This is a genomic window from Paenibacillus sp. FSL H8-0282, assembly GCF_037963825.1.
Taxonomy (GTDB): Bacteria; Bacillota; Bacilli; order Paenibacillales; family Paenibacillaceae; genus Paenibacillus_AQ; species Paenibacillus_AQ odorifer.
In genome coordinates this window covers 4,253,390-4,272,146 of record NZ_CP150146.1, presented here as the reverse complement: position 1 = coordinate 4,272,146, position 18,757 = coordinate 4,253,390, and the positions used below count along the sequence as shown (strand labels likewise).

At 42.8% G+C, this 18,757-nt stretch carries 23 protein-coding genes; 16 read left to right on the top strand and 7 right to left on the bottom strand.

From position 1 onward, the window contains the following. Window positions 1-17: 17 nt before the first annotated feature. The gene (locus NST94_RS18465) at window positions 18-236 is read right to left on the bottom strand and encodes a helix-turn-helix transcriptional regulator (protein WP_076100339.1); all 219 of its coding nucleotides are present in this window, start codon (window positions 234-236) and stop codon (window positions 18-20) included. 105 nt (window positions 237-341) lie between these two features. Here NST94_RS18465 and NST94_RS18460 point away from each other — a divergent pair, with 105 nt between their 5' ends. The 4 genes from NST94_RS18460 to NST94_RS18445 all read left to right on the top strand — a co-directional run bounded on the left by NST94_RS18460 (window position 342) and on the right by NST94_RS18445 (window position 2,927). After that, window positions 342-701 carry a DUF6809 family protein gene (locus tag NST94_RS18460; protein WP_339281137.1) on the top strand — a complete coding sequence of 120 codons (360 nt, stop codon included), beginning with the start codon at window positions 342-344 and terminating at the stop codon, window positions 699-701. A gap of 19 nt (window positions 702-720) precedes the next feature. Next, window positions 721-915 (top strand): hypothetical protein, encoded by a 195-nt coding sequence (locus tag NST94_RS18455; protein WP_076127122.1) that lies wholly within the window; start codon window positions 721-723, stop codon window positions 913-915. Between the two features lie 743 nt (window positions 916-1,658). Then, entirely contained in the window at window positions 1,659-2,651 is a 993-nt protein-coding gene (locus NST94_RS18450) for a hypothetical protein (RefSeq protein ID WP_339281136.1), read from the top strand. 15 nt (window positions 2,652-2,666) lie between these two features. Continuing rightward, window positions 2,667-2,927: a helix-turn-helix domain-containing protein gene (locus tag NST94_RS18445; protein ID WP_036688642.1), complete on the top strand. Its 261-nt coding sequence runs from the start codon at window positions 2,667-2,669 to the stop codon at window positions 2,925-2,927. 31 nt (window positions 2,928-2,958) lie between these two features. On the opposite strand, the gene NST94_RS18440 is transcribed toward NST94_RS18445, so the two are convergent. Next, window positions 2,959-3,792, bottom strand: coding sequence for a MurR/RpiR family transcriptional regulator (locus NST94_RS18440; protein ID WP_076127116.1), 834 nt, complete (start codon window positions 3,790-3,792; stop codon window positions 2,959-2,961). Window positions 3,793-3,973: 181 nt separating this feature from the next. Between NST94_RS18440 and NST94_RS18435 the strand changes: the two genes are divergently transcribed. The 4 genes from NST94_RS18435 to NST94_RS18420 are packed head-to-tail and all read left to right on the top strand — an operon-like array spanning window position 3,974 to window position 8,239. Then, window positions 3,974-4,852: a cell division protein FtsQ gene (locus NST94_RS18435; RefSeq protein ID WP_076127114.1), complete on the top strand. Its 879-nt coding sequence runs from the start codon at window positions 3,974-3,976 to the stop codon at window positions 4,850-4,852. Window positions 4,853-4,865: 13 nt separating this feature from the next. After that, a complete protein-coding gene (locus NST94_RS18430) occupies window positions 4,866-6,587 on the top strand; it encodes an energy-coupling factor transporter ATPase (protein ID WP_339281135.1) in 1,722 nt (573 codons plus the stop codon). Next, window positions 6,574-7,407, top strand: coding sequence for an energy-coupling factor transporter transmembrane component T (locus NST94_RS18425; RefSeq protein ID WP_076100351.1), 834 nt, complete (start codon window positions 6,574-6,576; stop codon window positions 7,405-7,407). Before NST94_RS18430 ends, NST94_RS18425 begins: the two co-directional genes overlap by 14 nt. Window positions 7,408-7,441: 34 nt before the next feature. After that, complete coding sequence (locus NST94_RS18420; protein WP_305953529.1) at window positions 7,442-8,239, top strand: PHP domain-containing protein; 798 nt, start codon at window positions 7,442-7,444, stop codon at window positions 8,237-8,239. A gap of 308 nt (window positions 8,240-8,547) precedes the next feature. Here NST94_RS18420 and NST94_RS18415 read toward each other — a convergent pair whose 3' ends face one another. Beyond that, window positions 8,548-8,772: a hypothetical protein gene (locus NST94_RS18415; RefSeq protein WP_076301636.1), complete on the bottom strand. Its 225-nt coding sequence runs from the start codon at window positions 8,770-8,772 to the stop codon at window positions 8,548-8,550. A 170-nt stretch (window positions 8,773-8,942) separates the two neighbouring features. Between NST94_RS18415 and NST94_RS18410 the strand changes: the two genes are divergently transcribed. From NST94_RS18410 to NST94_RS18380, 7 genes are all read left to right on the top strand, one after another. Further along, the gene (locus NST94_RS18410; RefSeq protein ID WP_036688632.1) at window positions 8,943-9,782 is read left to right on the top strand and encodes a DegV family protein; all 840 of its coding nucleotides are present in this window, start codon (window positions 8,943-8,945) and stop codon (window positions 9,780-9,782) included. A 155-nt stretch (window positions 9,783-9,937) separates the two neighbouring features. Next, a complete protein-coding gene (locus NST94_RS18405) occupies window positions 9,938-10,645 on the top strand; it encodes a response regulator transcription factor (RefSeq protein WP_170914177.1) in 708 nt (235 codons plus the stop codon). After that, window positions 10,623-12,041 carry a HAMP domain-containing sensor histidine kinase gene (locus NST94_RS18400; protein ID WP_076301635.1) on the top strand — a complete coding sequence of 473 codons (1,419 nt, stop codon included), beginning with the start codon at window positions 10,623-10,625 and terminating at the stop codon, window positions 12,039-12,041. The genes NST94_RS18405 and NST94_RS18400 overlap by 23 nt, the downstream gene beginning before the upstream one ends. A gap of 41 nt (window positions 12,042-12,082) precedes the next feature. Beyond that, complete coding sequence (locus NST94_RS18395) at window positions 12,083-13,189, top strand: AI-2E family transporter (RefSeq protein WP_036688627.1); 1,107 nt, start codon at window positions 12,083-12,085, stop codon at window positions 13,187-13,189. 28 nt (window positions 13,190-13,217) lie between these two features. After that, window positions 13,218-13,568 (top strand): Asp23/Gls24 family envelope stress response protein, encoded by a 351-nt coding sequence (locus NST94_RS18390; RefSeq protein ID WP_076127105.1) that lies wholly within the window; start codon window positions 13,218-13,220, stop codon window positions 13,566-13,568. A gap of 80 nt (window positions 13,569-13,648) precedes the next feature. Further along, complete coding sequence (locus NST94_RS18385; protein WP_036688624.1) at window positions 13,649-14,026, top strand: hypothetical protein; 378 nt, start codon at window positions 13,649-13,651, stop codon at window positions 14,024-14,026. 160 nt (window positions 14,027-14,186) lie between these two features. Then, window positions 14,187-15,203 (top strand): S66 peptidase family protein, encoded by a 1,017-nt coding sequence (locus NST94_RS18380; RefSeq protein WP_076301634.1) that lies wholly within the window; start codon window positions 14,187-14,189, stop codon window positions 15,201-15,203. Between the two features lie 48 nt (window positions 15,204-15,251). Here NST94_RS18380 and NST94_RS18375 read toward each other — a convergent pair whose 3' ends face one another. From NST94_RS18375 to NST94_RS18360, 4 genes are all read right to left on the bottom strand, one after another. Continuing rightward, complete coding sequence (locus NST94_RS18375; RefSeq protein ID WP_076301789.1) at window positions 15,252-15,536, bottom strand: YxcD family protein; 285 nt, start codon at window positions 15,534-15,536, stop codon at window positions 15,252-15,254. An 8-nt stretch (window positions 15,537-15,544) separates the two neighbouring features. Beyond that, complete coding sequence (locus NST94_RS18370; RefSeq protein ID WP_076127101.1) at window positions 15,545-15,985, bottom strand: hypothetical protein; 441 nt, start codon at window positions 15,983-15,985, stop codon at window positions 15,545-15,547. 165 nt (window positions 15,986-16,150) lie between these two features. Beyond that, the gene (locus tag NST94_RS18365) at window positions 16,151-16,711 is read right to left on the bottom strand and encodes a carbonic anhydrase (protein WP_036688619.1); all 561 of its coding nucleotides are present in this window, start codon (window positions 16,709-16,711) and stop codon (window positions 16,151-16,153) included. A gap of 14 nt (window positions 16,712-16,725) precedes the next feature. After that, on the bottom strand, window positions 16,726-17,067 hold the full coding sequence (locus NST94_RS18360) for an iron-sulfur cluster biosynthesis family protein (protein ID WP_076127099.1): 342 nt from the start codon (window positions 17,065-17,067) through the stop codon (window positions 16,726-16,728). A 163-nt stretch (window positions 17,068-17,230) separates the two neighbouring features. Between NST94_RS18360 and NST94_RS18355 the strand changes: the two genes are divergently transcribed. Further along, window positions 17,231-18,748, top strand: a complete 1,518-nt coding sequence (locus tag NST94_RS18355) for a carboxypeptidase M32 (RefSeq protein ID WP_036688614.1) — start codon at window positions 17,231-17,233, stop codon at window positions 18,746-18,748. Window positions 18,749-18,757: the final 9 nt, after the last annotated feature.

Sequence of the window (18,757 nt, the reverse complement as noted above, 5' to 3'; positions counted from 1 at the left end):
CTACTCATTCTTTAAATTTAACTTTTAGAGTAAGGAGTTTTTTGGTTCGTTCTGTTTAGTAAATAGTCAGTACTCGTCTTATGATAATCTGCTAGCTTAATCAGAATGGCCGTGGGAATATCAACATCACCGCGTTCATAATTACTATAAATCCTCTGGCTGCATTGCAAATACTCTGCCATTTGGGTTTGAGTTAAATCTTTATCTTCACGCAAATCTCGGATACGTTGATACATACTAAACACCTCCAAGGCAAGCATATCTTAGCGAATTATTCGCTATTAATTTTTAGCGATAAATTCGCTAAGATGATTGAAGAGATGATTTGGGAGGGATGACTGGTGAGTCTTTTGGAGGATTTATATTACGGGAAAATCTGTCCAAATGAACTTTTGTGTTTACGCGATCCCGAGTATATACAGAACTCCAAGCTAATCTCAGAGTTTATGGACATCCTAAAAGCAAAGTTATCTATAGAAGACTTTACTATGATTGAACAAGCCTTGGATCTGAGTGGCATGCAGAACTCTATCTCATCCGCTTCCGCCTATACTCTCGGATTCAGAATGGGGGCTGCTATGATAATAGAAGTATTAGAACATAAGGATGAACTTATACCTCTAAGGGAGAAGCTATGTCTTGAAAAAATAAAGATAGAGCTATTAGAGGGTAGAAATCGAGAAGAGGAGAACAAAAATTGAACAATATTCCAAACCGCATATGTTGATAGACGAACTTCTTCAGGCAGAAAGTTGGGGCATTATTCAAGCGAAGTTGGTTCCTGCTATTAAGGAAGCTATCGCTATGGGAGAGGTTGAAAAACTCTCTAAACTTAGGACTAAGATTCCATATTCTTTCGAAAATTCATTAAAGCATTTGAAAAAAGCGGAGCGGGAATTCATTCGAAACGGATGACGGAAGTGGGGGAACCTCTTAACATGCGCTGGTTATATGAAAAAGATAATTTGACGATCAGTTTTACCGTAGTGAGAAACTAAGCCAGTCGGAGGCGTAGTTGATAAACCGATTAACTCTCTTTCTTCGCTTAGGACGGATAAAAATATCGGTATCAGAAGCAGTGAAAAGGATATCATTGCAGCTATCCCTGAGGCATCCCGCAGCGAAAAGAAAGTAGATGGTGTTGTTAACTATTGGGTGAACGTTATCAAGCTTGACAAAGGATTCTATCATCCTTCCCTTGCCTTTGTCGTCAAAGAAGACAAGGTTGAAAATCTAGAGTTAACCAAATTACTTATTGATCTGAGTGAATAAAGAAGGCAGGCTCACATGGCCAGCCTTCTTTATTTAGCTTTACAAGGCGACTTCTTTTTTGTGACCAGCCGGATGCTCCAATTGCTTCATTGGCTGCATAAATTCCCGTTAGAACTGATCCTCCTGTTTCTAAGATACCCTGGTTGATTACCGGAAGCAGCTTATAGCCTAGAGTCTTTTTTTGGTGTCTGTAAAATCGGGGCTTGACCATTAAGGGCAGGGCCTTCTTTACGTTATTCCAGACCATTGACAATTATTGTAAATATGGTGTATTGTAAGTGATAAGTAGTAAGTAGTAAGTAGTAAGTAGTAAGTTAATCAAACGCTCACCATACGGAATAAATATCATCCTGTTAATAGGAATTAATGGATAGGGGTGGATGATTATGATGGATCTTAAATTAGCACCAAGTTTTTCATTGATCGCGCTTAATGCACAGAGAAGTCTTCAGATGACTACTGTCAAGAAAGTGTCTTTGCGCTGCATGGCAGCAGCGGTTATATTGGAGCTTTACTTAGAGGGATGTTTTACACAATCTGAGATCGAGTTAACTTTGCACAAGGAAGCACTTGATCAATCTCATTCAACACTCTATAGAGAAACTGTTCTACAACCCTTACTTCATAATAGTGCTGAGGTAACGGGTGACCTAAATTGGTGGTTAAAGAAGGCTTCGAGGAAGTCTAACCATCAATTAAAAAAGTTCGAAACCGCGATTTCAGATTATCTTCAAGCGATGAATTTGCTTGAAGATATACCAAGCCTGATAGGAAGCGATATGTATTTTGATTCTGCTGAAGTTGAAATTAGAGCCTATCGCAGTAATATGGAGGCGTACACAAGCATTACAGAGAATATGCGGGCAGAGATTTTGGAAGAAGGCCCAGTAACAGATGAGGTCATTTGTATGTTATGGCTACTTCGTGAATGTGGATGTATGCATGATTTCTTCTCGCTGAACGAATTAGAAGAGGTGAATATCAAATTACATGATCTATACCAAAGTAACTTATGGGCAAAGGCGCTGTTTCCTATACAAATTCGCCAGGGAGTTGAGTTAGGTATCAAACGTTTTTTAGCATTGAAGACAAAGTTTGCGAAGACCTTTATCGGCAGTAGTCTCAATCTTATCTTCCCTGCCCTAGAGCGATCACGAGCTGTCTTTATAGAAACAGAGTCCTGGTTTGATAATTCTAATCAAAGGTTAGACGCAGTTACTACAAGATTAATGTCCTATGGACATGAAGTTAAGGTGCTGGAGAGAGGATCGATTGCGACTCTTAAAATTGATAATTTGCTCTACGATGCGATCCCACATTTTGTAATGATGAAAGTGCCAATTCAAGGTGTGCGTCTTATTCCGAAGCGCCCGCTGTAAAGGAGTTGGTTATCAATGTCTAGACAACGATCCATGGAGAATATTATGGCGTCAGAATATGTATCGATAGGGGAATTAGTAAGAATCACAAATGCTCGTTATAGTACACTCAAACATTATACAGAAGAAGGCATGCTGCCCTTTGAACAGGCAGAGGAGAATTTAACACGCAGATATAAAAGAGAAGAAACCGTCGCGCGCATTCTTTGGATCAAAGAAATGAAAGCAAACGGTTTATCTATCCCACAAATTAAAGAAGCTTTAGGAATGAATTAAATTCCCCTTATCCTTGCAGTCAAATCTAAACCTAACTCCGTGGGAGCTTCCCCCCATACTGCGCGCGCAATTGCTGCAATTTATCCAGCTTGCTTAGACTACTGTCCCTATTCGCTAATCCCACTCCAAGGATCAGATTCTCAATAATATAGGTGGGGCCAACCATGGAATGGAACTCCCAAACCTCACCTCTCCCCGCATAAAGCACGATATCTGCATCTTGGGATCGCGGGTAGACAAGTCTATCTGTGATCAGGATGACCTGGTAATTTGCTTCACGTGCATGGTTCAGTATGACTTCAATCTCAGGCAGTATTTGCACAAATCCAAAGACAAGCAAGACATCTTGTTTGTCAGCATGCATTAAGGTCTCTAGCAGCTCATGGCCGCTGGGGGCCATTTTTTTCATTTGAAGACCAAAACGCGCCATTCGATAGATCATTAGCTCTGCTAATCCGGCGCAAGGTCCAGGGCTATATACATAAATAATCCGAGCTGTAGATATTGCATCTACTGCACGCTTTAGTACATCGTCGCTTAAATAGCGGCGTGTTTCTTGCAAATGATGTGAACAATTGTCCAGCAGCAGTTGAGGGAGTGAGGTATCGTCTGATCGCTGCATGGCATCACGCATTTTTACAGAAGGTGTGGATTCAAAGCGGAAACGGAGCCGGTTTTTAAAATCTTTGGCATGTTTGTATCCCGCAGCTTTCCAGAACCGTGAAACAGAGGCGATGCTCAAATGCAGCTCGTCTGCCATTTCTTGTTCGGTCATATAGACCACACGTTGCTCATTTTTTTGAATAAAGTCGGCAATTATCCGTTGATTAGGCGAAAAAGCGCGATGGTTCCAATCTTTATACAATCTCTCAATCCTCCTATGATGATGCGATAGATAGAATATAACGTGTGAATATGTTGTAAATATTTTTACAACGTTAAAAATATTGAAAAAAATATTACTCTCATTTAACAAATGAAAAAAGCTGTGATGACATGGCCTTCTTATAATGAAGATAAATTCTTATTGGGAGGCCAAATATTTCATGAGCACGATAAAAACGCGTTACACACTGACTCAGTCACAAAAAATGATGATTTTTGTACTGTCGATGTCGCTTTACGGGTTGTCCAATATGTTTACCGAGCTAGTGCCTGGGATCAAACTGGGCCCGATTGAATTATCCATTGAATATTTCGCCTTCATTCCTTTGACATTATGTATGTTGTTTCACCCCTTATATGCGGCGGTCGGAGCAGCTGTTGGTGAGGTAATCTTCGGGGAATTGATGTTAGGCCAATTTGGAGGTTTAGGGGAGCTGGAGAAATTCATTACCTTCTCACTGGCGATGTATACCGCAGGCCGCATGGTATCTGATCCGAAGAATCGTAGACAGGTTGGAGTGGCTGCGATTACCGGCGTGGCGATTCACCAGTTTTTTAGCTCCGTTATAGATATTGTGAAGGTATGGGTAGGGGTAGAAGAGCTAGAGGCTGTTAAAGGACTGGCAGAAAGTATCGTTGTAATTGAGGGAGTAGGGTTCTTGAATGATGTCCTCTTCTCCGGTATTTTGTTCGCGCTAATTCCTACTATGTATCTGGTTCCGCGTTTATATGGAAAAATTGAACCATTGCTCGGCATGAAGCCACGTGAGCGGAATATGAAATATGCAACAGGAGCGTGGCTATCTCCTAAGCTGGTCATTGCCGGAACCTTTCTAGTGATGGTAGCAGTGGGTTCGGAATTGTTATCGGAATCGGGCTGGAACTTCGGTGATTTTGAGCTTGCAGGGGCGGAATCGAATGAAAAGACCTTGATTTGGCTCAGTATGTTGGTGGCGGCTGTAGTAGCGGCAACGGCGATTATTGCACTGCTTCGGCGTTCGGCACGAAAAAGACAGGAAGCGGGTCAAGCAGATGCGTAATACAATTCTTGAATTGAACAAAATTAACTTTACGTATCCGGGAGCCGAACAACCAGTATTGCAAGACGTAGACTTACGACTGGGAGAAGGAGATTTTATTGCGATCATCGGCAGTAATGGCTCCGGGAAATCTACTCTCTGCAAATGCTTTAACGGCTTAATTCCTCATTATTACACTGGTGATTTCAGTGGAGAGGTGACAGTTCGCGGCCAATCTGCGGATGGAAAAAGTGTAGCAGAGCTGTCCAAACGTATCGGTTATGTTTATCAGGATTTCGAGAATCAATTGGTACGACCGACAGTGCTTGATGATGTGTCTTTTACACCTCTAAATTATGGGTTTACGGATTACAAGGAACGGGGAGAGCGTGCGCTGGCGTTAACCGGACTTAGTGACTTGAGGCATGAATTTATTTGGCAGTTAAGTGGTGGGCAAAAACATCTGCTCGCTCTGGCTGGAGCCCTAGCTATGGATCCGGAAATTCTGGTGATCGACGAACCCGTAGCCCAGCTGGATCCGCAGCATGCCCGTCATATCTATGATATTTTGCAGCGTTTGAATGAGGAGCATGGAAAGACCATTGTAGTGATTGAGCATCATGCGGAATTTATTGCGGATTATTGCAAAAATGTTGTCCTGATGGATCAAGGTAAAATGCGCTGGCAGAAGCCTGTGCGTGAAGCTTTGTCATCTGTACAAGAATTGCTAGAGCTGGGCATATACCCACCGGATGTGACCCGGGCGGCTTGGCTGCTACAGCCTGATGATCAGAAGTCAAAGCTGCTTCCCTTAAATGCTGATGAAGGTAGTACCCGCATGACGCTTCGTCAGGATGCCAAGGAGACACTTCCAATCAGACGTATGCAAGAGCAGCTCCCCAAAGCTGCAAAAGAAAAAAAATCTATCGTTCAGCTGGAGAATGTTCACCTCTCTTACCGTACGATTCATAAGGTGCCACATCCTGTACTGAATGGAATTCAGCTAGAACTGGGGCAGGGAGAGTCCATTGCTCTTATTGGCAACAACGGAGCAGGTAAATCTTCATTAATGAAGCTGATTGCTGGTATTGTCAGACCTACAGATGGAACCGTAAAGGTTAAAGATATGACGGTGAACGGGCTGCCGCCTGAACGTCTCTCCGGTACGGTAGCTTACGTATTCCAGAATCCGGAGGAAATGTTTATCGAGGATTCTGTGCGTAAGGAAATTGCTTATTATCTGAAGGCGCGGAAACTACCAGATACGGATGGAAGAGTGGATGAGATGCTAAAGGCATTTCGCTTAAGCGAGCTGGCTGAACGGGATGCCCGACTGCTAAGTGGAGGGCAGCAGCGCCGGGTATCCTTGGCGATTGGTGCCGCGGTTAGGCCTGCTATCATGTTGCTTGATGAACCGACAGCTAATCTGGACATTTCGACCAAACAAGAAATGGTACATGTGCTGGAGACGCTTCGTAATCATGTGAAGACGGTCGTCATCGCAACTCATGATATGCAGCTTGTCTCTGAATGGGCCAGCAGAATAATTGTAATGCATCAAGGGCGGATAATTGCGGATGGGACGAAGGATGAAATTTTCGCTGACGGCCTTCTTTTACGGCGTGCGGGTCTGGCCCAGACTCAATTGATGGAGCTAAGTCGTATGCTCGGTCTCCCTAGAATTTGCAGTAGCTTAGAAGAGTTTGTGAGTTTAGTGGAAAAGAAGGAGGTAGCTGCAATCCATGGAAGCCGTTAAACGGGCACTTGACCGTATATCTGTAGAACAAATCAAATTGGAGTTACTCGGGACCGCATATAACAGCAGCAGCACTTTTCTGGGCAGGCTGGACCCGCGAACCCTGCTGCTCTGGTATCTCTTTTTTGCCATCGTGCCTTGGTTTGTACATAACCGGACAATCCTGTTAGGGATGTTCGTGCTTATGGTTTTAACAACCGTCCTCTCCCGGGTCAGCCCCTATATTATTTTTATATTATGTCTCGGCTTGATCAGCCAGATTGGCTGGATGTTTATATTGTCGCTCTTTTTCGGCGGGGGGATTGAATCCTTGCTGCCTATGCTGACACTGACGCTTAAGCTTTCGGTGATTTCGCTGGCGAGTATTACGGTTTTCTCTAGTCTTGATCCGGAACGACTTAGTGACGGCTTACTGTCCTTAGGAATCCCTGATACTTTTGCATTCAGCTTATCTTATGGTTATCGTATTTTGCCTACTTTACTAGAGGAATTCCATCAGATCCTACTTTCCTTTAGATTGAGAGGGCAACGACCGCTTCAACATGGAATTTTCTATTGGCGAACAATAACGTATTATTTGCGAATCGTCATTCTGGCATTTTACCCGCTCATGTTGAACACAGCTAAACGTTCTCGAACAACGATTGAAGCACTTGAGACTCGGGGATTTAGCTACGGCCTTAATAATAAGAAAGTGAAGAAGATCAAGTTATCTTATTTGAAAATGAAGCGGTCCGACTGGTACTTTTTATCCGGATCCACTGCTTATGTCATCTTGATATTCTGTATTGGTTATCTCTACCCTGAACTGGTGTATTAACATAACTTACAAGCTCAAAGGAGACGAATTAGACATGATGAATATTGATCTGCATACCCATGGTAAATTATCTAAAAAATCTACGTTTTCCCCCGAATATTTTGCGGAGATGATGTTCGAAGCCAAGGCAAATGGATTACAGGCTGTAGCATTGACCGAGCATTTTAATACTTCTAATTTCTTTGCGATGTATGATGCGCTGGATCAGACTTATCCCTATAACGGGCATTATTACGATGTGAACGGACTTAAACTGTTTCCAGGCATGGAAGTGGATATCGCGGAGACAGGTCATATCCTGTTGATCGGACTGAAGGAGAATGTTCTAGCTGTCCGCGCTTTACTAGATGAGCATACGCAGGAGGGGAATTTCATACCGTTTAAGCAGTTGCTTGATATGGCCGATGAACATAATCTTTGGAAAATCGGAGCCCACCCCTTCCGAACTTCTACGCCTTTACATCAACTGGATCCGGCATTGCTTCAGCGATTAGACGCTTTTGATTTCAACGCTAAGGATATTTACATGCAGGGGGTGGAAACTTATAAGAACCTGATCACGCCCTTTGCTGAGAAGTTGGGTGTGCCTGTGATTGCTGGCAGTGACAGTCATCAGTGTTTGCAGTATGGCAGTGTTGTGAATCGACTGCAAGACTCCTGCTCAACGGTGGAAGAATTGAAGGAAGCTATCAAACAAGGGAACTATGAAATAGAGGTTTCTCCGTGTCTTCATACCAAAGTAAAGGCTTCGGTAATGATGAAAAAACTATTGAAGCAGTTAATTGGCGAAGCTCCCTCCAGAGATGAAGCGGAGTTAGGATATATGGCGTAGAAAATAGAAGAGGGTTGTTCCATAAGCCATGAAATGATGAAATGGCTACTGGGACAACCCTTTTTGTTGTTCGCTGGATTTCATTACTTTTGCATGTACAAAGATAACTATCGGACACAGATGACCTTAAACGCAGTTTTACTCCACATTTGGGATGCTAACGGACCGCATAGCCACTAATGGCACTAAAAACACCATATATGAACCTCATTCTACGGAATAACGGCTCTGGAGTCCGAAACTCTGCTCAAAAGGCTGGAAATTTGCCAATAACGTCATCTGGGTCCTCAAATCTTAGAATGTATGAATTATCGTTTGTCTTTCGAATCTTTATTGATGACTCGGGTGGGTCTGGTCACCCAATTCGTGCGATTCATCGGTTTTACGGTATCAATTCTTGAATTGGAAGGTTCATTCGAAGGTTCTGTGGATTCAGTTTCAGTAGAAGCTGCACCCTCTTGATCTCCGGTTTTTTTCCTCGATAGTCCTGTACCATCATGTTTGCCTCTGTTCCATACTCTACCCTTACTCATACATACACTCCATTTCTATACGCTTATTCATAAACCATATCATATAAGGACAAGTTAAGGAAGAAAGACATAACACAGATCGAAGAATTTTTCAAGTTATAAAGGTTACTGGAGATTTCATTTTATGGTGGCTATAATAGTACTGATATTGAAAGGAGAGTACTTATATTATGGCAATCAAGATCATAACAGACAGCGGTTCAGACCTACCCCTTGACTACATGGAGAAGTATAATGTTTCCGTGATCCACCTACCGGTTCATTTTGGGCATGAGTTAATGCCGGCAGATACGGACACGAAAAGCTTTTATGCTCAAATGCGCGAATCCAAGGAGCTGCCTACCACAGCTAGTCCAAGTCCCAACGAATTCCTTGAGAAGTTCAAGCAAGTGGAGGAGGGAACTGACATTATGGTCATTTGTATGTCCTCTAATATTAGTAGCACTTATCAGACAGCTATGATTGCTATGGAAATGTATAAGGATGAAGGACATACCAATGCAATAGAGGTTATAGATTCCAAAAACTTCTCAGGCGGGCTGTCATTGATTGTCGGCCTGGCGGCGCAGTGGTCCTTAACTTGTTCAAGCTTGCAAGAGCTCAAGGAAAAGGTACTTCAGCAGATAGAGGAAGTTAACGCTTATTTTACGCTGGACACTCTGGAGAATGTAATGAAAGGCGGACGTCTAAGTCGGCTCTCGGGAGCCGTAGCGTCTGTACTCAATATAAAGTTGCTGCTCAAAATCAGCGAAGAAGGCACTGTCGAAGTAGTGGAGAAGACCCGGGGTCTTCCAAAAGCACTGAATCGTCTGCTAGCGCATTTGGATGAGAAGCAGCATGATTACGAGAAAGCGGTTATCGCTATTGTACACAGTAATTGTGAGAAGCTGGCACTCGAGATTAAAGAACGCATTTTACTAAAGCATCCCTTCAAAGAAGTCTTACTCTCAAGCATGGGGCCGGTGATGGGAACCTATGCTGGGGAAGGCGGAATTGGCGTAGCTTTTTAAAGTAGTGATCCTCACAATCCAGACAAATTACGATCGTACATGGGACGGTTTCCCGTGTGCGATTTTTATTTTATTACTATGTGATAATTTAGCTATTCTTTAGATTGTGTTTAGGCTCTGTTAATAATCACAGAATATAGTTAGATGGGGGGATTATCATGTATACAATATTGATCGCTGATGATGAAGCAGAAATTGTGGAATTGCTAAGATTATATTTAGAGAAAGAGTACAACATTTTGGAAGCAAACAGTGGTACTGAAGCCTTAACGCAGGTACAGAACCATAAAGTTGATTTGGCAATTCTGGATATTATGATGCCGGGTCTGGATGGACTGCAATTATTGAAAAAGATCCGCGAGGTGCATCATTTTCCAGTGTTATTTTTATCCGCCAAAAGCGAACATCATGACAAGATTCTGGGTCTTGAACTAGGAGCCGACGATTATATTTCCAAACCGTTTAATCCATTAGAGATAGTAGCCCGTGTTGGAGCACTGCTGCGGCGTGTACATCATTTCGATGCGCAAGTTGTTGAGGAAAAAGAAGCTGAACAGATTGTATTAGGTGAATTAATGCTGGATCAAAGCCAGTGTCTGCTTTATCGGTCAGGTGAACCTGTGGTGCTTACTTCTACCGAGTACAAAATTTTGGAACTAATGATGAAGCAGCCTGGACGAGTCTTTACACGCAAAAAAATATATGAGGCCGTGTGGGAAGATTTCTATGTGTACGAAGATAATAGTATCATGGTACATATCAGCAATATCCGGGAAAAAATTGAGGAAGATTCCAAAAAGCCAGTATATTTAAAGACTATTAGAGGGCTGGGATACAAAATTGAAGCGCCTATGGAGCAATAGAGATCAACGACCTTTACAATCATCGCTGACGCTGGATTTTTTGTTGTTTATCTGTATTTTGTTTTTTCTCGTGATTGTATATTATTTGTTTATTAATCTTGATGTGACCCATATTTTTGAAAAAAATAAAATCGCTGATCCTGATTTGAAGGTGGAGGCTAGTGCTTATCGAGATAATCTGGAGCATGGGATAGAAACCAAACGTCTTCTGCGGAGCGGGGGATGGATCGAGGTCTTGGATCAAGACATGAAGGTCACCAAGGTTGTTGGAGAAAAAAAAGACGGTGTAACCCAATATACCAGTAACCAGCTTTTAAAAAGTTTGGAAAATGGAGAAGATCAAGCTTACTTTTATTCGTTGACCACGCTAAATGCTCAGAGCGAATCGGAGTGGCTGCTCTTGAAGCTGCCGCGGGAAGCTATCACCATCACCATTAATAGTGATCCCTTCGTGGCCTACTTTAATCATTCGCTTTCATACTACGTCTTTTTGGGTGTGGGAATGATTCTTTTGCTAATTATCGTGTACAGCTATTGGGTAGCGCGGCGAATCAGGAAACCACTGCGTATCATCACGCTTGGATTGAAGCAGATGATTCAGGGGAATTATGATACTCGAATCGCTTTATATGCAGAGAAGGAATTTTCGCAAATTGGAGAGACTTTTAATTATATGGCAGACGTAATTGAAAAGACGACCAAAGAAAAACGCCAGGCAGAGGAAAGTAAGAAACGGATGATGGTTGATCTATCTCATGATCTGAAGACGCCGATAACGAGTATACAGGGCTTTGCCCAGGCGCTTGTAGAGGGTAGAGGCGAGGATGAAGAACGCCAAAAAAGATATTTAAGCTATATTTATAATAAATCCTCACAAGTTACTAAGCTGATTCAGAACATGCTGGAGCTGTTAAAAATAGATTCACCGGATTTCTTGCTACGAATGGAGCATCAAGAACTGGGCGAATTTATTCGTGAAATCATTGCAGATACGTACGGAGAGATTGAACAAAAGAACTTTGTTTTGCATCTAAATGTTCCCGAAGAGGATGTGTTCTTGAACTTTGATGCGGAGCTGCTCTCGAGTGTGGTTCATAATTTGATCTCCAATGCACTGATCTATAATCCTCCAGGTACACATTTGCGTGTGGAGGTGATCCCTTTGGAGAAAGAAGTCACGATTGAAATCGCTGATACTGGTGTGGGTATTCCAGAAGAGCTGTGGTCCACAATGTTTGATCCGTTTGTTCGGGGAGATAAAGCGCGGACAGCTTCGGGAGGAACAGGGCTAGGTCTCTCGATAGCTATGAAAAATACAGAGAAAATGGGGGGGGCGCTTCATCTCAGTCGCCGAAAGAAGGAACCTACGGTATTCACCATCCGGATTCCGAAATAACGAGCTGGAAGACATCCAAATCAGAAGACGGGAGAGAAACTATGGCTAAACTGAACAATTTCATCAGAGTTTGTCTAGCGATTCTTTTAGTGTTAGGCATTGTATTTTTAGGCTCACGCGTAGATTTTTTATTCACACCGATCCTGTCTTTGTTCAGTGTCATTATAGTGCCTTTAATGCTGGCGGGTTTCTTTTATTACCTGCTGCGGCCACTGATCGATACCTTGGAGAAATATAAGCTGAATCGTTCTTTGGCGATTATCATCGTATATGTAGTTATTTTAGTGCTTCTGTTTGCTTTTATTATCGGCGTTTGGCCTTCACTTCGCACACAATTAGTTAATTTCGTCGATAATATGCCGAATCTCATTGCCTCCTTGAATCAACAGCTATTGAAACTAGAAGATAATGAATTTCTGTCTGCGTTGATCCCTGCTGATGCGAATCCAGCCTCCACATTGACGGATTATTTGAATAAAGGGTTTACGCTATTAACGAATTACGTATCAGGATTGTTCTCTTTTGTTTCGAATTTCGCGATCATTTTATTCACCTTTCCGATTATGTTATTCTACATGCTTAAGGAAGGTGGGAAATTCGGACGTAAGATTGTAAGTTTCTTTCCAAAGAAGTATCGTGAAGAAGGAACTACAATGATGACTGAAATCGACAGTGCGCTTAGTGGCTTTATCGTGGGCCGGGTGCTTGTTAATTTAGCCTTAGGCGTTCTGATGTATATTGGTTTCCTTATTATCGGCCTGCAATATGCATTGCTGTTGACTGTAATCGCAGTTGTGATGAACTTCGTGCCTTTTATTGGTGCGATACTGTCTAGTATCCCTATTTTCATCATCGGATTCATTCAATCGCCGTCTATAGCCGTCTGGTCCATCATCATTGTTCTGGTAGCGCAGCAGATACAGGATAATTTAATCGCTCCCTACATCTTTGGGAAAAAGCTCGATATTCATCCGCTGACAACGATTATCCTGGTATTAGTTGGCGGTGATTTAGGCGGGATCATTGCGATATTGCTGATTATTCCGCTGTATATGATTGTTAAAATCGTCTTGACCAAGGCCTATTATTTGTTTGTCAAGCAACGCCGGGTAGAGATAGAGGTAGAGGAGAGTCCTGATATCTCTTAAGTTAATAAAACATTATGGAGGGATTTCTATGAATGAAGGAACGGAGCAAGGACTAATTCATATTTCAGATGATGTGGTGACTTCGATCGTCGGGCAAGTGGTTCTGGACACACCGGGTATTGCCGGCATGTCAGGAAGCAGTATCTCGGACAACTGGGCTAAACGTCTAAGCGGTAAAAATGTAAAAAAAGGAATGTCCGTTGAAGTAAAAGAAGTGGATGTTGCCATCGATCTTCAGGTCATAGTTAATTACGGATGTGTGATTCAAGAGGTCTGCTATATACTGCAGCAAAATGTAAGAAATGCTGTTGAGAATATGATGGGACTGTCTCTAGTTTCCGTAAATGTTAAGGTTGAAAAGGTCGCTCTGCCATTCTAAGAATAGCCCATTTAATAGGCACCGTAATCTAGGCTTCTGCATAGAATGGAGCAAATCCATTTACGGAGGTCAGAACATCCATGTCGACATTTAACACTGGGCAGCAACAGAATGTGATTTATCAGGCCGATCCTGCTGTGATCCGGCACCTGCACGGTGTCCGCGATTCCCTACATCAATCTTGCAAGCCATACCTTAACCATAAGGTGAACGTACAGACAATAGATGGCTTTGTACATGAAGGCGTTATAGCCGGAGTAGATAATAAACACTTGTATCTGAACGTTGCAGCTAATGGGCAAATGCCCCGCGGGTTTTACAACCCTCATCAGCCGTATCATCCTCATCCGGGCCCGGGACCTGGCCCATATCCAGGACCTTATCCAGGTCCCCCTTACAATAATAATGTGATTTTACCGCTTGTGTTGTTTGAACTGCTTGCTATCTCTTTAATCTAGTGTTTGGGTTTAATTGAAGAAGGACATGTGCAGGATTTGCGGTCATACGTTGACGCATCCAGCCAGGTCCTTTTTTTATATGAGCAAAGTATGTGTTAGAAGAAGGTGTTCTCATTATCACTTTAGGGATATAATGGGTACAAACTCTGGGAGGTGGCATATGATTAGATACCCTTTTTTGAAAAAGAATGCGACGATAGGCGTTACAGCACCTTCATCTGGAGTAGGCATTCAAAATGCAGAACTACTAACACTGGCTTCCAGCCGTTTGAAGTCGCAAGGATTTAATGTCATTATCGGCGAAACGGCATGGAAGCAAGATAAGGCTAAATCTGCACCAGCCAATGTTCGTGGTCATGAGTTTAATGAGATGATCAAAGATGATGGAATCGATGTCCTTATTCCGCCTTGGGGCGGGGAATTGTTAATTGAAGCTCTGGAATTTATTGATTTTGATGCTTTGCAGGACAAATGGATCGTGGGATATTCAGATATAAGCGTCTTGCTGCTTGCGGTCACGCTGACAACCGGGTTGGCTACTGCCCACGGAGCGAATCTCATTGATTTACGGGGAGAGTATTCGGATGATACTACAACCCTCTGGCAGGCGGTTCTAGAGACACCAGTGGGTGAGTCCATTGTGCAGCATTCATCTCTTAAATATCAGCGGGAATGGCAACATGATGTACCTTCGCCATGCGTTTTTCATTTGACAGAGGAGACTTATTGGAAGTCTCTAACTACAGATGCTGTAACTATGAAAGGACGTCTATTGGGTGGTTGTATAGATGTAATTAGGCATTTGATCGGCACACCTTATGGAAAGCTCCAGCATTTTCAGCAAGAAATGATTCATGACGAACCTATAGTATGGTATTTGGAAAATTGTGAATTGAACACAGCGGATTTACGCAGATCTTTAGTGCAGATGAAGCTGGCAGGGTGGTTTGAGAATTGTTCGGGGATTATGTTTGGCAGAAGTCCAGCTAATCGGCCTGTGGATAACTATACTGCCGAGGATATCTATGCTGAACTATTCGAAGAGCTTAAGGTACCGATCGTTTATGATATCGATTGTGGTCATGTCCCGCCGCAGGTTACTTTTATTAATGGAGCTTATGCAGAAATTGAAGTGGCAGACGGAGTAGGGACGGTAAAGCAATATTTCTATGAATAGCGTTATATCAAAAAAGGACAACCCCTCGGGTTGTCCCTTTTACTATCATTAGTTCCCTGTATTTACAATCGCTGTGATTTCCTCATCCAGGTCCAGTCTTACATCTTCACGATAGGCGCGAACACCATATTCGCAGAGCATGTAACGCAGGATCGCTTCAATCATATTGGACTCCACTAGAAATTGACTGCGGCCCTGTACCCAAACCTCTGCAGAGTAACCGGTATCTTCTTCCCAGCTCAGTTCCACCTGAACATCCTCTGGGCGAACAGCCTTTCGTTCCGCCATGTGCAGACAGAGGGCATTGATGATCTCATCCATGCTTAGAACAATTGTAGACATTAGTACCGACCATCCTGTTCTTCTAAGCGGCGACGTTCTTTTCTACGACGGAAGAAGGACATCACGAGCATAACCAATACATAGATAGCTAGCATATTAACGGCAAAGCCTAGGAAGTCACCAAAAGCTCCCATTCCACCAAACATTCCACCGAATAATAATCCGGCCAAACCACCGATCATCATGCCTTTCATTAAGCTGCCGCCGCTGAAGAAGCCACGTTTTGTATTTGCAGCAGATCCTGCTGTGGAACTTTTAGTGCTGTCACTTTTTTTGATGTTATTTGTTGTTGTTGATTTTTTTGGGGTTGTTGAATAGCTGCGAGTGCCGGATTTGAATCCGCCGCCACCTCGACGTGCATCGGCAAAGTCTGGAGCAACCACTGCAAAAAACAGAGTGAAGGCCATTAGAATCATCATTACGCGTTTCATTGGTTTCATTTAGTACGAAAACCCTCCTGTGAGCATGAATTTTTGTGTATGGTCGGTAATACGCAGACATGCCCCACAAGGTTTCAATTTTATTTATCATAATTTATACTTTTATACACAAAAAAAGCGTGGATCCAGGATCCACGCAAACAGCAGTTAGAGAGTCGTCATTCGTTACTTATACCCATCAGCGACAAGCTCAAGCGCTCCGGTTGCCGGATCGATGATCATGCCATGGATAGGTACATTAGGGGGAAGCAGTGGATGACGTTTAATCAGGTCCACAGTCTGAATTACCCCTTCTTCGACATTGTCAAACCCACGCAGCCATTTTGTAAGTTTGATTCCGGAATTCTCCAGTGTAGACAGCACTTCTTCAGATACTCCACGTTCTTTAATGGAATTGATCATATGGTCCGCATTGAGGGAGGCCATACCGCATTCATAGTGTCCAACCACGATTACTTCTTCAGCATCTAGTTCATATAGAGCTACCATTACACTACGCATAACACTACCAAAAGGCTGAGAAATAACCGCACCAGCATTTTTGATGATTTTGACATCACCATTTTTGAAATTCATGGCTTTCGGCAATAATTCAACGAGTCTAGTGTCCATACAGGTGATGATCAGCATTTTTTTGTCAGGATAACGACTGGTTAAATAAGCTTCATAGTCCTTATTCTCTACAAAACTTTTATTAAAGTTAATAATTTCTGATACGTGGCTCATATTAGCTTCCTCCCTTAAATTCCTTGAATTGTACTTACGTTGCGCATATCTCTTACCATGATATTGTTGCCATAAATCTGAGAATCACTGACCAGCTTATAGGAAGAGAAACGTTCCTCTGCATCGAGTCGCATCTTGTCTTCATAAAAGATTTCCTGTTGCCGGCTTACGATAAAGGGAAGAGAATTCGTCTCTATCCTAGAATCGCCTTGCTCCACTTCTGAAACAATCAGTAACACATTAATTCCGTCACACCCGCAGCCTACCGTATCATAAAAGAGCTTGAAAAATCCTGGCTGATCTCCAAGCCTTTCCTTCAACTTCCTTTCTGCGAGAGGTGTAACTTGAATCATCATAGCCCTGTTCACGCTCCTTGATTTTTGTTCGAAGCATGCTCTGCTTCTTATGTAACTCATTAAATATTTAAAATTAGAGATGTAATCTCTGAAGTTGATTATACTCATTCAAAAAAGTATCATCAAGAGGAGTCTGTAAAACAGAGAAAGCAGGTGGAGTAGAATGGAACAACAAGTAAAGGAACGATGGGAACAATTCAGCGAGTTATTAGCAAAAATTAGTGGATATTCAGAGGCCATAGAATTAATGCACTGGGATTTGCGCACAGGTGCACCACGTAAGGGAGTAGAAGTTCGTTCCGGTACGATTGGGATGCTGAGTGGAGAATTGTTCAGACTTGAGATTTCACAGGAGATGGGTGACTTTACAGCATTTTTCAGCCGTCCAGAAGTGTTGAGCCAGCTTACAGCTAATCAACAAAAGATCGTCAACGATTGCCGCAAAGAGTATGAGCGCAGTAAGAGTATTCCGTCCAAAAGATTTGAAGAGTACGCTGTCCTGTCTGCTCATTCCCAAACGATCTGGGAAGAAGCTAAGGAGAACAATGACTTTGCTACATTTGAACCTTATTTGAGTAAAATCGTAGCTCTGAAACAAGAGTTCATCGATTATTGGGGTGTTAATGGCACACGTTACGATACGCTACTAGATATGTATGAGCCTGATCTCACAGTAGAAAAGGTGGATGAAGTGTTCAGTCGCCTCCGCAGCCGCTTGGTTCCGTTAGTGGAAGCTATCGCTGCTTCACCTAATAAACCAGATACCAGCTTCTTGCAGCAGATTTTCCCTAAAGAGCAGCAACAAAAGTTTGGTAACTTTATTCTGAAGCAAATGGGCTATGACTTCGACGCAGGCCGCTTGGATGAGAGTGTGCATCCTTTTGCTACAGGGCTGAATCCAGGTGACGTTCGTATTACGACCGCTTATTTACTTGATAACGTGACTAGCGCCGTCTTCAGCTCACTGCATGAAGGTGGACATGCGCTTTACGAACAAAATATCAGCCAAGATTTAGTGGGAACACCGCTGGCTCAAGGCGCATCGATGGGGATTCATGAATCTCAGTCGAGACTATGGGAGAATATGATTGGCCGCAGCCGTGCGTTCTGGCAACGTTATTACGGTGATCTGCAGCAGCATTTCCCAGAGCAACTTGCTAATGTAGATGTAGAGGATTTCTACCGGGCTATTAACAGTGTGGAAAATTCATTCATCCGAATTGAAGCAGATGAGCTTACATACAATCTGCACATTATTGTGCGTTACGAGATCGAAAAGCTTATTTTTAATGAAGGACTGTCTGTCAAAGATCTGCCTCAGGTATGGAATGCTAAATATCAAGAATATTTAGGTATTACACCGCCTAATGATGCGCTTGGTGTATTGCAGGACGTGCACTGGTCCGGTGGAGACTTCGGATATTTTGCATCCTACTCTTTGGGAAATATGTATGCTGCCCAAATCTTGAATACACTCCGCAAGGAGCTGCCGAACTACGATGAATTGATTGCTGCGGGAAATCTTTTGCCGATTAAAGAATGGTTAACAGAAAAAATCTACCGTTTCGGAAAAAGTCTGACCCCTTCGCAAATTATCGAACAAGTAACAGGTGAGCCGCTCAGTCCAGATTATCTGGCTGATTATTTGGAGGAGAAATACACGGAGATTTACAAACTGTAATCCAGTGAG